The following is a 12,513-nucleotide window of genomic DNA, read 5'->3' as shown; positions in this document are numbered from 1 at the left end:
CGGGGTGGTCGTGCGCACCGTCACGGTTTCTCCCGTGCCCGCCCCCCGCCGCCGGTCCCGTCTGGTCCGCCGTCTGCTCGTCGTCGAGATCGTGACGGTGCTCCTGACCGTGCTCATCGCGGCGGGGGTCAGCGCGGTGAGCACCCGGACGCTGGTGGAGGACGACGAGGCGGCGCGGATGCTCGGGCTCGCCACCACGCTCGCCGTCGCCCCCGGGGTGCCGCAGGCGGTCGCCGCCCGCGACGTCGCCACCCTCGAACCCGCCGCGGAGGCCGTCCGCCGCGACGCGGACGCCTCGTTCGTCACCGTGATGACGCCCGAGGGCACCCGCCTCACCCACCCCGACCGGTCGCTGATCGGGCAGACCTACCAGGGCACGTTCCTCCCGGCCGCGCGCGGGGAGACGCTGGTCGAGACCTTCCCGGGGACGCTCGGGCCGTCGGTACGGGCGATCGTGCCGGTGCGGGCCGGACCGGGGTCAGACGGACCCGTCGTCGGAATGGTCGCCGTGGGGCTGCTGCGGGTGGACGTGTTCTCCCGCGTGCTGCGCGAGCTCGGGTTCCTGGCGCTGGGGGCGGTCGCCGCCATCGGGATCGGCATCGGGCTGGCGCTGCTGGCCGCCCGCCGGGTGCGGCGCGACACGCTGGGCCTCGAGCCATCCGAGATCACGGCGCTGCACCGCCACCACGAGGCCGTGCTGCACGCCATCCGCGAGGGGCTGCTGGTGCTCGACGGGGACGACCGCGTCGTCGTCGTGAACGACGAGGCGGTGCGCCTGCTGGAGCTGCCCGGACCCGCCGTCGGGAAGGGCCTCGCGGAGCTGGGGGTGGACCCGGCGCTGGCGGCGCGGCTGGCCGACCCGAGCCCGGTGTCCGACGAGTCGCTGCTGATCGGGGAGCGGCTGCTGTGGGTGAACCGGACGAGGACCGAGGACTCCTGGGTGATCACGCTGCGGGACCGCACCGAGGTGGAGCAGGTGATGCGCGCGCTCGACGACGCCCGCTCGGTGGCCGGGGCGCTGCGCTTCCAGGCCCACGAGCACGCGAACCACCTGCAGGCGGTCTCGACGCTGATCGAGCTCGGGGCCCACGACGACGCCCGCGAGCTGGCCGTGCGCTGGACCCGCGACCTCGCCGACCTCGGCGCCGACCTGCGTGAGCGCATCGCCGACCCGGCCCTCGCCGCACTGGTGCTCGACAAGGCCACCGACGCCCGCGACCGGGGCGTCGACCTGCGCGTCACGGGGCGGACCGCCGTCGCGGACGGGTCGGACGACCTCGTGACGATCGTCGGGAACCTCGTCGACAACGCGCTGGACGCGGTGCTCGCGACGACGGGCCGGGGAGTCGTCGAGCTGGACCTGGCCGACGGCGCCGACGGGCTGACGATCCGGGTGGCCGACGACGGGCCGGGGCTCGCCGACCCCGAGGCGGCGTTCACCGTGGGCTGGTCGACCAAGGCGGGCGACGGGGCGCCGCGGGGCCCGCGCGGGAAGCCGGGCCCGCGGGGACTGGGCCTCGCCCTCGTCGCGCGGGTGGTCGAACGCCGGGGCGGGACGGTGACGACGGGCCCCGGGGTCGACGGTGCCGGCACCGGCTTCCTCGTGGTGCTGCCCGGGGCGGGCGCCGGCTCAGGTGCTCGCGAGCCGGTACCCCACGCCCCGCACGGTGACCACGAGCCCGGGCACGCCCAGACGTGAGCGCAGCGCGGCGACGTGCACCTCGAGGGTGCGCGCGCCGGCGTCGGCGCCGTGGTCGTCGGGGGCGAGGCCCCAGACGTCGTCGAGCAGCTCCTCGCGGGTGGCGACCCTGCCCTCCCGGCGGGCGAGCGCCGCGAGCAGGTCGAACTCCTTGCGGCGCAGCGCGATCTCCTCGCCGTCGACGCGCACCGACCGGGCGCCGAGGTCGATCTCCAGGGGACCGGCGGTGATGGTGGAGACCAGGGCGTGCCCGGAGACCCGGCGCATCACGGCCTCGATCCGCGCGAGCAGCTCGTCGATCGAGAACGGCTTGACCACGTAGTCGTCGGCGCCGCTGCGCAGGCCCATCACGCGCGCGCTGTCGTGGCCGCGCGCGGTGACCGCGATGATCGGCACCGCCGACCGGCCGCGGATGCGGCGGCAGACCTCGATGCCGTCGAGGTCGGGCAGGCCGAGATCGAGCAGGACGAGGTCGGGCGGGTCGACCTCGTCGCCGACCGCGGCGACCGCGTCCACGCCGGTCGCGGCCGTGCCCACCCGCCAGCCCTGGGCGCGCAGCACCTTCGCGAGGGCGTCCCGCACCGGTGCGGTGTCCTCGACGAGCAGGACCTTCATGCGCGGCTCAACTGTTCCTCAACTTCGTGTGGCGAGACCTGGGTCTCCGGGTCGAGTGTTCCTAACCTCACGACAACGCCTGAGAGCTGTACCACGTCCCGCACGAAGGAGACACCGATGTCGACGACCACCGAGGCCGTACCGGCCGATCCCCCGCCGTCGGGCACGAAGCGGGGCGGTGTCTACAAGCAGCTGTGGTTCTGGGTGATCGTCGGGATCGTCGCCGGGATCATCGTCGGGTTCGTGGCCCCGGGCTTCGCCTCCGATCTCAAGGTCCTGCCGGACATCTTCATCCAGCTGATCAAGATGGTGACCGCGCCGGTCATCTTCTGCACGGTGATCGTCGGGATCGCCTCCATCGGCAACCTGGCCGCCGCGGGCGGGATCGCCGGCCGCGCGCTCGCCTACTTCCTGCTGATGACGCTGATCGCGCTCGGGCTCGGGCTCGTCGTGGTCAACATCGTCCAGCCGGGCGCGGGCTTCCCGCAGATCCCGCCGGACCCGGCCACGCTGGCCGAGGCGCAGGAAGACATCGCGAAGGGCGCCCAGGGCGGCGGCGCGCTGGACTTCATCCAGGGCACGCTGCTGCCGGAGAGCTTCCTCGGGCCGTTCGTCGAGAACGAGATCCTGCGCGTGCTGGTGCTCGCGATCCTCGTCGCCGCGGCCACCTCGATGCTGGCCCCGGCGCTGCGCAAGCGGGTCGTCGGCGGGATCGACCTCGTCGCCAAGGTCATCTTCGGCATCATCCGCATGATCATGTTCCTGGCGCCGCTCGCGGCCTTCGGCGGCATCGCCTACACCGTCGGCGCCCTCGGCGGCGAGAGCCTCACCAACCTGCTCTCGCTCATGGTCACCTTCTGGGCGACCTGCGCGATCTTCGTCTTCGGCATCCTGTTCGTGGTCTGCCTGATCTCTGGCTTCAACGTCTTCAAGCTGATCCGGATGATCAAGGACGAGATCCTCATCATCGTCGGCACCTCGTCGTCGGAGACCGTGCTCCCCCGCCTGCTCGCCAAGCTCGAGGCCGCCGGCGCATCCCGCTCGACGGTCAGCATGGTCCTGCCGACCGGGTACTCGTTCAACCTCGACGGCACCTGCATCTACCTGACGATGGCGGCGCTGTTCATCGCCCAGGCCGGTGGCCAGGACCTGCCGTGGGGCGTGCAGCTCGGCCTCGTGGCCCTGATGCTGCTGACCTCGAAGGGTGCGGCGGGCGTCTCCGGCGCCGGGCTCATCACGCTGGCGGCCTCGCTGCAGGCCTTCGGCGGCGAGTTCTACACGGTGGAGTCGATCGCCATCGGCATCGCGATCATCGCCGGCATCGACCGCATCATGAGCGAGGGCCGCGCCCTGACCAACGTCATCGGCAACACCGTCGCCGTCATGGTGGTGGCCGGCTGGTGCGGCGAGCGCGACGACGAGCGCTTCCACGCCGCCCTGAACGACCCGTCGCTCGTCCGCGACGCGATCGAGCAGGAGACCCACGGCGGCGAGGACGACGAGGTGGACTCGAAGGACCGCACCCCGGTGGGGGCGTCCGCCTGACGTCCGCTCCCCGCACACGACGAAGGGCCCCGCCGGAACTCCGGCGGGGCCCTTCGTCGTGTGCGGGGAGGCTCAGTACGTCGGCAGCGACGTGTCGACCTGCTGCGCCCAGCCGGTCACCCCGCCGCCCACGTGCACGGCGTTGGAGAACCCGGCGTTGTGCAGGGCGGACAGCGCCTCGGCGGACCGCACGCCGGACTTGCAGTACAGGATCGTCTGCCGGTCCTGCGGGATCTCGGAGAACGCCTCGCCCGAGAGGATCTTGTCCTTCGGGATGAGCTTCGCGCCCGGGATCCGCACGATCTCGAACTCGTGCGGCTCGCGGACGTCGATCAGCTCGAACTTGTCGCCCGCGTCGATCTTCTCCTTGAGCTCCACCGCGGTGATGGTGTGCCCGGCCGCGGCCGACTGCGCCTCGTCCGACACGACGCCGCAGAAGGCCTCGTAGTCGATGAGCTCGGTGACCGGCGTGGCGTTCGGGTCGCGCCGGATCTTCACCTCGCGGTACTCCATGTCGAGGGCGTCGTAGACCTTGAGCCGGCCCAGCAGGGTGTCGCCGATGCCGCAGATCAGCTTGATCGCCTCGGTGACCATGATCGAGCCGATCGAGGCGCACAGGACGCCCAGCACGCCGCCCTCGGCGCACGAGGGAACCATGCCCGGCGGCGGGGGCTCGGGGTAGAGGTGCCGGTAGTTGAGGCCCTGCCCGTTCGGGGCGTCCTCCCAGAACACCGAGACCTGGCCCTCGAAGCGGAAGATCGAGCCCCAGACGTAGGGCTTGCCGAGCAGCACCGCGGCGTCGTTCACCAGGTAGCGGGTGGCGAAGTTGTCGGTGCCGTCGAGGATCAGGTCGTAGTCGCGGAAGATGTCCAGCGCGTTCGACGCGTCCAGCGGCTGCTGGTGCAGGTTGACCGTGACGAACGGGTTGATCTCGGCGACCGACTCCTTCGCCGACTGCGCCTTCGGCTTGCCCACGTCGGACTGGCCGTGGATGACCTGGCGCTGCAGGTTCGACTCGTCGACGACGTCGAAGTCGACGATGCCCAGGGTGCCCACGCCTGCGGCCGCCAGGTAGAGCAGGGCCGGGCTGCCGAGCCCGCCCGCCCCGACCACCAGGACCTTGGCGTTCTTCAGGCGCTTCTGACCGTCGACCCCGACGTCGGGGATGATCAGGTGCCGCGAGTAGCGGGCGACCTCCTCCTTCGTCAGCTCGGCGGCCGGCTCGACCAGGGGCGGCAGGGTTGCCATCGCGCGTTCAGCTCCTCTAGGACGACTGCTCGACCCGATTCAACCCCATGCGCCGCCGGGCTGTTCCCGACGAGGCCTGCGGTCGCGGTCTCAGCGGACCGGGTTCGGCCAGGGGTTGGGCCGGCAGACCTTGCCGTCGCGCGGGATCTGGATGCCCTGCGGGTTGTCGTCGGTGAGCTGCGCGAGGTAGTCGTTCGACACCCCGAAGCTCTGCTGCATCATCACCGGCGCCAGCGCGCCGTTCTCCGGGCACGGCACGTGCTGGTTGCGGAAGACGTGCCCGACCTCGTGGTTGATCGCGTACTGCCGGTAGAGCCCCAGCTGCCCCTCGAACGCGGCGGCGCCGCGGACCCACCGGGACCCGTTGATCAGCACCCGTCCGATGTCGGACTTCCAGCACGAGGCCTCGTAGCGGATCTGGTAGCCGCACTGCGCGCGGGTGGTCAGCTGCGAGGTGAGGCTGATGCGGAAGTCCGGCACCACGCCCGCGCCCGCGTCGACGCGGCGCAGGGCGATCTGACCGCTGCCGGTCCAGCTGCGCGGGTCGTCGAGGGTCGCGTCCACCGCGGTGGCGAAGGCGGCGTCGCCCTCGGCCAGCGTCGCGCCGTCCTCCACCTCGACGGTGTAGGTGTAGACCCTCCCGACGCCGACCTGCGGCGTCGACCCGGGCACCACGCGCCACGTGCCGGCGCCGGAGACCGGGAAGTCGCCGCCGGCGGGCAGCTCGGCGGTGGGGATGTCCACCCCGGCGTAGTCCCCGCCGGACGGCGCCTCCCCGACGACGGGTCCCTGCTCGGCCGCCGCGGCCGGCGAGCGCACGTCGGTGGTCTCGGCGCTGGGCGCCAGGGCCCGCACCACGACGAACCCGGTCAGGGCCAGCAGGACGACGGCGAGCGCCCCCAGGGCCGCACCCCGACGGGAGCGGGTCGGCGGCGTCGGCCCACCGGTCCGGCGGGCCTGTGGCGTCCACGAGGCCGCGAGCGGCTCACCGCGGCGCCGCGACCGCCGGCGCTCGCCCGACGACCCCGACGAGGAGGGCGGGGAGGGCGTGGCCTCCGGCTCCGGGTCCCGCTCGGGCGGACGCGCCCTGCGGGAGGAGCCGGTCGGTCGGGTCACCCCCGCACGGTCCCATACACATTCGGACGAACGGGCACGGAGTCCCACGTGCCGTCGGCGACGGCGTCGACCATCCCCAGCACGGCGCGGGCCACGAGGGCGGGGCGCTCCATCTGCGCCACGTGCCCGGTCCCGGGCAGCCGGAGCAGGCGGGCGCGCGGGATCGACGCGACGGTCCGACGGGCCTTGCGGACCGAGATCAGCCGGTCGAGCTCGCCCCACACCACCAGGGTCGGCGTCGTGACGCGTGCCGCGACCGACCACAGCGACCGCGAGCGCGGCGCCAGCCAGGTCGACACCAGCCCCCCGAACGACCGCTGCAGCGCCTCCGCGAGCCAGGGGTACTCGGCGCGTTCGGTGGCCTCGACGACCGCCTGCGCGAAGGCCGCCGGGCTCACCGCGTCCGGGTCGGCGTAGCAGAGCCGCATGGTGCGGCGCAGGCGCGTGCCGGGGTCCTCGGCGGCCAGTTCCCGACGGGTGCGGGCGCCGACCAGGGGGATCGCAGCGAGCGCCATCTTCCCGTCGCCGAGGCGGGTCGGCGCCGGCCGTAGGTCGGGCATCGCGGGGCTGACCAGCGTCGTCGTCAGGATCAGCCCGGGCCGGTCGGCCGCGACGAGGAGCGCGACCGCCCCGCCGAGCGAGTTGCCCACCAGGTGCACGGGCCGCCCGAGCGAGGTGACGAAGGCCCCGACGGCGGCCGCGTGGGCCCGCAGCGAGTAGTCCCGCTCGGCGCGCGGACTCGAGTGGCCGAAGCCCGGGAGGTCGACGGCGTACCCGTGCGAGCGCGAGGACAGGGCCCCGGCGAGGTCGGTCCAGTTGGTGGCGGAGCCCCCGAGGCCGTGGACGTAGACCACGGTGCCGTCGGGCTCGCCGGCCGCCGGCGTCTCGCGGACGTGCAGCTCCACCCCGTCGACGACGACGCGACGCCCCGGCCAGTGCGGCGTGGGGTCACCGATCGGCCCGAGGGCGCCGGTCGGGGCGAACGGGACGGTGTCCTCGCCGCCCTCGTTCACCTGCGGGCCACTCCCCGGAACCGTGATCGTCACGATGACCATGGTGCAGGTGGACGTCAGGTGAAGCGAGCCCGGCCCGCAGGTGTCCGGGAATACTCCGGAGGGCGACGGACGGCGAACCGCGCGTGACGGGCGCGTCGCGGCGTGACGGTCGGTAGGGTCGCCCGGACCGGGTCGGGTGGCATCCCCGCCCGGGGCGTGGATGGTGGACGTGGGGAGCGGGGAGTCGATGAGCGAGACCGGAGCGGCGGCGCAGACGGCGGCCGGCGCGGCGGGGGGACCGTCGTCCGCGGCCGGACGGCCGCGGATGTCGCGCTCGCAGCGGCGTGCCCAGCTCCTGGCCGCGGCCCGGTCGGTGTTCGGCGCCCAGGGCTACCACGCCGCGGCGATGGACGAGATCGCCGAGCGCGCCGGGGTGAGCAAGCCCGTGCTCTACCAGCACTTCCCCGGCAAGCTCGACCTCTACCGCGCCCTGGTGGAGTCGGCGGCGAACGAGATGGTGCGGACGGTGCGGGCGGCGATGCGCTCCACCACCGACAACAAGGCCCGGGTGCACGCGGCCGTGCAGGCCTACTTCGACGTGGTGTCCTCGCGGGACGGCGCGATGCGCCTGGTGTTCGAGACCGACACCCGCGCGACGCCGGAGATCGCGGAGATCGTGGATCGCGCGACGAGCGACTGCATCGACGCGGTGACCGAGGTGGTCACCGCGGACGCCGGCCTGGAGCCCGAGCGGGCCCGGCTGCTCGCGGTCGGTCTGGTCGGCCTGTCGACGACGGCGGCGCGCTACTGGCTCGACGCCGGCCTGCAGCCGCCGCGCGAGGACGCGATCGCCTTGATGTCCACGCTGGCCTGGCGCGGCATCGGCGGCGGGTTCCCCCGCCAGGAGGGCTGACGCCCACCCGGCCGGGGACCTCCGTCGTCCGGGCTCAGCTGCCGACGCCGAAGCCCACGCGGCGCACCTCGGACGGTGCGATCTCCACGTAGGCGATGCGGGTGGCCGGGATGAGGTAACGGCGGCCCTTGTCGTCGGTGAGCGACAGGGTGCCGCTGCTGCCGGACAGGGCACCGTCCACGAGCTCCGCCACCTCGTCGGGCGTCTGCCCGCTCGAGACGACGAGTTCGCGCGGGCTGTCCGCGACGCCGATCTTGACCTCCACGCGACCCTCCGGTCCTCGTTCGTTGACCTGCGACCGCGAGGCTAGACCAGATCGGGGCACCCCGACGGCCGGGCTCGCTCAGGGCGAACGCGGTCAGAGACCGAGCGCGGCGACCCGCTTGTTGTGGGCCGACTTCAGCCGCTTGAGCGCGGGCGAGCGGGTGCCCGTGGTCCCGCCGGCGACCACGGCGGCGAGCCCGGGGCTCTCCTCCAGGGCCGCCGTCACCGCCGCGAGCGCCTCGCCGAGCAGGCGCCGCGCCCACATCGAGAGCCGGCCGTGCACCTGCGGGTCGGCGCAGGCCGCCCGGACCCGTTCGGCCACGAAGGCGTCGTGGCCGGCGTCCGCGACGACCTCCCGCACCAGTTCGGCGTCGGCCCCGGAGAGGCCCTCGAGGGCCTCGGTCTGCAGGTCGGTGACCAGGCCGCGGCCGAGGGTCGTCGCGACGAGCGCCTCGGCCCAGTCGCGGCCGGAGACGGTGGCGAGCAGCCGGTCGACGCGGGCGGTGAACGGCGCCATCGCCGCGAGGACGTCGACGCCACCCGCCGCGAGGTGGTCGCGGACCCGCCGGAAGTGGTCCATCTCGACCGCGGCCAGCGTCGCCAGCTCGACGCGCGCCGTGAGGTCGGGGGCCCGCTGCGCGTCGGCCGCGAGGCGGCTGAACGCGGCGAGCTCGCCGTACGCCACGAGTCCCAGCAGGGCCCGCGATTCGTCCCCGATGCCGCCGTCGCTCACGGCGGAGGAGCCTACGACCACCCGACCGTGCGGCGCCCGTGACCACGGCACGGCGCGGTGGTGGTGAGCAGAAGGGCAGGTAACGGGTATCATGGGAGACGGTCCAGGCCGGTGACACCCCCTACCTGACCGATGTGGCCCCGCCGGGGCCGCTCCCCCACGCCCCGTCGCCGGCCTCCGGGCCTCCCGCCCTCCGAGCGGGCCGACGCCCCGTCGGCCGCCGGAGCGGGACGCAGAAACGCGCGCGGGTCTCCCTCGGTTCTCCCGCCCCCGCCCCCGACGGCACCGATGCCCGGGCGGAGCGGTCGAGCCAACCGGCACTTCTCGCGTGCACCGGCCGCGAGGAAGGCAGACCCCTGAACCCCACCGAGAACGACATGGCCGACGACGGCGCCGAGGCCGGCACCTCGGCCCTGGCCACCACCACCTCCTCCGACGCCTCGCCGACGTTCGCCGAGCTCGGCGTCATGCCCGAGATCGTCGAGTCGCTCGCCGCGAACGGCATCGAGCGCACCTTCGCCATCCAGGAGCTGACGCTGCCGCTGGCCCTGGCCGGCGAGGACGTCATCGGCCAGGCGCGGACCGGCACCGGCAAGACGCTCGGCTTCGGCGTGCCGCTGCTCCAGCGTCTCGGCACGCCCACCGAGGACGGCACGCCGCGCGCGCTCGTCGTCGTCCCCACCCGCGAGCTGTGCCTGCAGGTGGCGAAGGACCTCGAGGGGGCGTCGAAGGGCCTCGGCACCCGGGTGGTGTCGATCTACGGCGGCCGCCCCTACGAGCAGCAGATCGCCGCGCTTCAGTCCGGCGTCGAGCTCGTCGTCGGGACCCCCGGCCGCCTGCTCGACCTCGCCCAGCAGGGCCACCTGGTGCTCGCCAAGGTCGGCGGCCTGGTGCTCGACGAGGCCGACGAGATGCTGGACCTGGGCTTCCTGCCCGACGTCGAGCGCATCCTCGGCATGCTGCCCGCCCAGCGCCAGACGATGCTCTTCTCGGCGACGATGCCGGGCCCGATCATCACGCTGGCCCGCACGTTCCTCACGCAGCCGACGCACATCCGCGCCGAGCAGGTCGACGCCAGCGCCATCGGCGAGCGCACCGCGCAGTTCGTCTACCGCGCGCACGCGATGGACAAGGTCGAGATGCTCGCCCGCACGCTGCAGGCCGACGAGCGCGGCCCGACGATGGTGTTCACCCGCACCAAGCGCACCGCGAGCAAGGTCTCCGAGGAGCTGGCCGAGCGCGGTTTCAAGGTCGGCGCCGTGCACGGCGACCTCGGGCAGGGCGCCCGTGAGCACGCGCTGAAGGCGTTCCGCAACGGGCGCATCGACGTCCTGGTCTGCACCGACGTCGCCGCCCGCGGCATCGACGTCTCCGGCGTCACCCACGTCGTGAACTACCAGTGCCCCGACGACGCGAAGACCTACGTGCACCGCATCGGGCGCACCGGGCGCGCCGGGAAGACCGGCATCGCGATCACGCTCGTCGACTGGGACGACCTGCCGAAGTGGAAGATGATCTCCGACGACCTCGGGCTCGACGCGCCCGAGCCGCCGGAGACCTACTCCAACTCGCCGCACCTCTACCGCGACCTCGGCATCCCCGCCGACGCGACCGGCCGGGTGGCCCGCCGCCGCCGGCCCGCCGAGGAGGAGAGCGAGGCCACGGGCGAGCCGGAGAGCCCCGCGGCCGACGAGGAGACCCGCCGCCCGCGCAAGACCCGGAGCCGCACCCGTCGTCGCGGCGGGGAGGTCGTCTCGGGCCCCGAGGACGGGGAGGCCTCCGACGCGGAGTCGGTGCCGGAGGAGTCCTCGGCCGCCGGACCCGACACCGGGGACGGCGAGTCCGACGACGACGGTGCCGGGCGCTCGCGTCCGCGGCGCCGTCGCCGGGGCCGTGGCCGCACGCGCAGCGGCGCGTCGGCCGAGGGCGAGGCCGTCGCGGTCGGGGCCGACGCCGACTGATTCCATAGCGGCGTGAGCAGCGCACCGCCGGAGCAGCACGCGGGCGCCGGGTCGGACGACCCGGCGCCCTCCGCGCGCCGTGACACCTGGTGGCCGCGGGCCGAGCGCCGCCGCCGGGGTGACCTGGTGGTGGTCGCGCTGATCGTGGTCGTCGTGGTCGTCGGGGTGGTGCTCGTGCTCCGCTCGGGCGACGAGGCCTCGACGTCGCTGGAGCAGTTCCGCACGATCCCGTCGCCGGACACCGCAGCCGTGCCCACCGCGCTCACCGAGGCGTGGCGCGCCGCCGACCCGGCCGGTGTGCCGCCCGGGCCGGGCCTGCTGGGCGGGCCGGTGAGTGTCGGCGCCGCCGTGGCCACCGGGCGCACCGAGCCCGACGGCACGGGCGTCGTCACCGGGCTCGACGCCGCCACCGGCGCGGTCGCCTGGGAGTACCGCCGGCCGGACCCCCTGTGCACGCTGGGCGAGGGCTCCGGGGTGGTGCTGGCGCTCTTCCGCACGGAGTCGCCGGTCGGCACGTTCTGCAGCGACGTCGCCTCGTTCGACCCGAACAGCGGCGCCCGTGGCCCGAGCCGCAACGCCGACGTGCGCCCGGGCACCCGTCTGCTCGCCGACGGCTCCCACGTCACGGCCACCGGGCGCGACTACCTCGAGGTGTGGCGCGACGACCTCGTCGCGACCCTCGAGTACGGCGACCTGCCCACCCCGGTGCAGAGCACACCGCAGCCGCGCGCGCAGTGCCCGCACGTCTCGATCACGGTGGGCGCCGACGACGTGGCGGTGCTCGAACGCTGCCCGGGCGAACCGTCCGACCGGCTCTCGGTGCTCACGTCGGCCCCGGCGGAGTACGACAAGCCCGAGGACCGGTTCAGCGTGCTCTCCGGAGTGACCGGCGGCCGGCTCGTGGCCACCGGGGAGTCCCGGACCGCGCTGGAGGCCCCGGACGGCACGTTGCGGGTGTACGACGCGGCGGGCACGCCGGTGGCGACCGTGCCGCTGGGCCCCGCGGCCGGCACGATCCCGGACTCCACGGCCACCGATCCGCCCGGGCAGGGCCTCGGCGTGCGCCTCGCCGGTCCCGTGCTGCTGTGGTGGACCGGGACCGCGACGATCGGGCTCGACCCGTCGACCCTGCTCCCCCGGTGGACGCTGCCCGGCACGCTCGGCCCCGGGGCGGCGGTGCCCACCGGCGTGCTGGGGGCCCCGACCACCGTGCTCGTCCCCGTGCCCGCGGGCCTCGCCCCGGTGGACGCCGCGACCGGCGCGGTGCGGCCGCTGATCCCGGTCGACCGGCGCGCGGACGCGCCCGGGCCGGTCGGGGTGGACGTGGTCGGCGCGACGGTGGTCGAGCAGCGCGGCGGGACGGTCGTGGGGCTGCGCCCACCGGGCTGAGACCCGTCCGTGCCCCGCCCGGATGGGGCACACTT

At 74.5% G+C, this 12,513-nt stretch carries 11 protein-coding genes; 5 read left to right on the top strand and 6 right to left on the bottom strand.

Annotated features, from left to right (window positions below; translation table 11 throughout):
- Window positions 1–34: 34 nt before the first annotated feature.
- Window positions 35–1,699 carry an ATP-binding protein gene (locus tag ACQPYX_RS05675; RefSeq protein ID WP_433801933.1) on the top strand — a complete coding sequence of 555 codons (1,665 nt, stop codon included), beginning with the start codon at window positions 35–37 and terminating at the stop codon, window positions 1,697–1,699.
- Here ACQPYX_RS05675 and ACQPYX_RS05670 read toward each other — a convergent pair.
- Entirely contained in the window at window positions 1,631–2,314 is a 684-nt protein-coding gene (locus tag ACQPYX_RS05670; protein ID WP_433801932.1) for a response regulator, read from the bottom strand. The genes ACQPYX_RS05675 and ACQPYX_RS05670 overlap by 69 nt on opposite strands.
- Window positions 2,315–2,431: 117 nt before the next feature.
- Between ACQPYX_RS05670 and ACQPYX_RS05665 the strand changes: the two genes are divergently transcribed.
- The gene (locus tag ACQPYX_RS05665; RefSeq protein ID WP_433801931.1) at window positions 2,432–3,859 is read left to right on the top strand and encodes a cation:dicarboxylate symporter family transporter; all 1,428 of its coding nucleotides are present in this window, start codon (window positions 2,432–2,434) and stop codon (window positions 3,857–3,859) included.
- A 72-nt stretch (window positions 3,860–3,931) separates the two neighbouring features.
- On the opposite strand, the gene moeZ is transcribed toward ACQPYX_RS05665, so the two are convergent.
- The 3 genes from moeZ to ACQPYX_RS05650 all read right to left on the bottom strand — a co-directional run bounded on the left by moeZ (window position 3,932) and on the right by ACQPYX_RS05650 (window position 7,278).
- Window positions 3,932–5,107 carry an adenylyltransferase/sulfurtransferase MoeZ gene (gene moeZ / locus ACQPYX_RS05660; protein WP_433801930.1) on the bottom strand — a complete coding sequence of 392 codons (1,176 nt, stop codon included), beginning with the start codon at window positions 5,105–5,107 and terminating at the stop codon, window positions 3,932–3,934.
- Between the two features lie 90 nt (window positions 5,108–5,197).
- Window positions 5,198–6,223, bottom strand: coding sequence for a DUF3152 domain-containing protein (locus ACQPYX_RS05655; RefSeq protein WP_433801929.1), 1,026 nt, complete (start codon window positions 6,221–6,223; stop codon window positions 5,198–5,200).
- Window positions 6,220–7,278, bottom strand: coding sequence for an alpha/beta fold hydrolase (locus tag ACQPYX_RS05650; protein ID WP_433801928.1), 1,059 nt, complete (start codon window positions 7,276–7,278; stop codon window positions 6,220–6,222). The genes ACQPYX_RS05655 and ACQPYX_RS05650 overlap by 4 nt, the downstream gene beginning before the upstream one ends.
- 187 nt (window positions 7,279–7,465) lie before the next feature.
- Here ACQPYX_RS05650 and ACQPYX_RS05645 point away from each other — a divergent pair, with 187 nt between their 5' ends.
- The gene (locus tag ACQPYX_RS05645; RefSeq protein WP_433801927.1) at window positions 7,466–8,131 is read left to right on the top strand and encodes a TetR/AcrR family transcriptional regulator; all 666 of its coding nucleotides are present in this window, start codon (window positions 7,466–7,468) and stop codon (window positions 8,129–8,131) included.
- Window positions 8,132–8,165: 34 nt separating this feature from the next.
- Here ACQPYX_RS05645 and ACQPYX_RS05640 read toward each other — a convergent pair whose 3' ends face one another.
- Window positions 8,166–8,396, bottom strand: coding sequence for a DUF3107 domain-containing protein (locus ACQPYX_RS05640; RefSeq protein WP_179796746.1), 231 nt, complete (start codon window positions 8,394–8,396; stop codon window positions 8,166–8,168).
- 93 nt (window positions 8,397–8,489) lie between these two features.
- A complete protein-coding gene (locus ACQPYX_RS05635) occupies window positions 8,490–9,128 on the bottom strand; it encodes a ferritin-like fold-containing protein (protein ID WP_433801926.1) in 639 nt (212 codons plus the stop codon).
- A gap of 377 nt (window positions 9,129–9,505) precedes the next feature.
- Between ACQPYX_RS05635 and ACQPYX_RS05630 the strand changes: the two genes are divergently transcribed.
- The gene (locus ACQPYX_RS05630) at window positions 9,506–11,089 is read left to right on the top strand and encodes a DEAD/DEAH box helicase (protein WP_433801925.1); all 1,584 of its coding nucleotides are present in this window, start codon (window positions 9,506–9,508) and stop codon (window positions 11,087–11,089) included.
- A 12-nt stretch (window positions 11,090–11,101) separates the two neighbouring features.
- The gene (locus ACQPYX_RS05625; RefSeq protein WP_433801924.1) at window positions 11,102–12,478 is read left to right on the top strand and encodes an Rv3212 family protein; all 1,377 of its coding nucleotides are present in this window, start codon (window positions 11,102–11,104) and stop codon (window positions 12,476–12,478) included.
- Window positions 12,479–12,513 lie beyond the last annotated feature (35 nt).

The organism is Actinomycetospora sp. CA-084318, assembly GCF_050955885.1.
GTDB lineage: Bacteria > Actinomycetota > Actinomycetes > Mycobacteriales > Pseudonocardiaceae > Actinomycetospora.
This window is presented reverse-complemented; position numbering and strand designations above follow the sequence as displayed.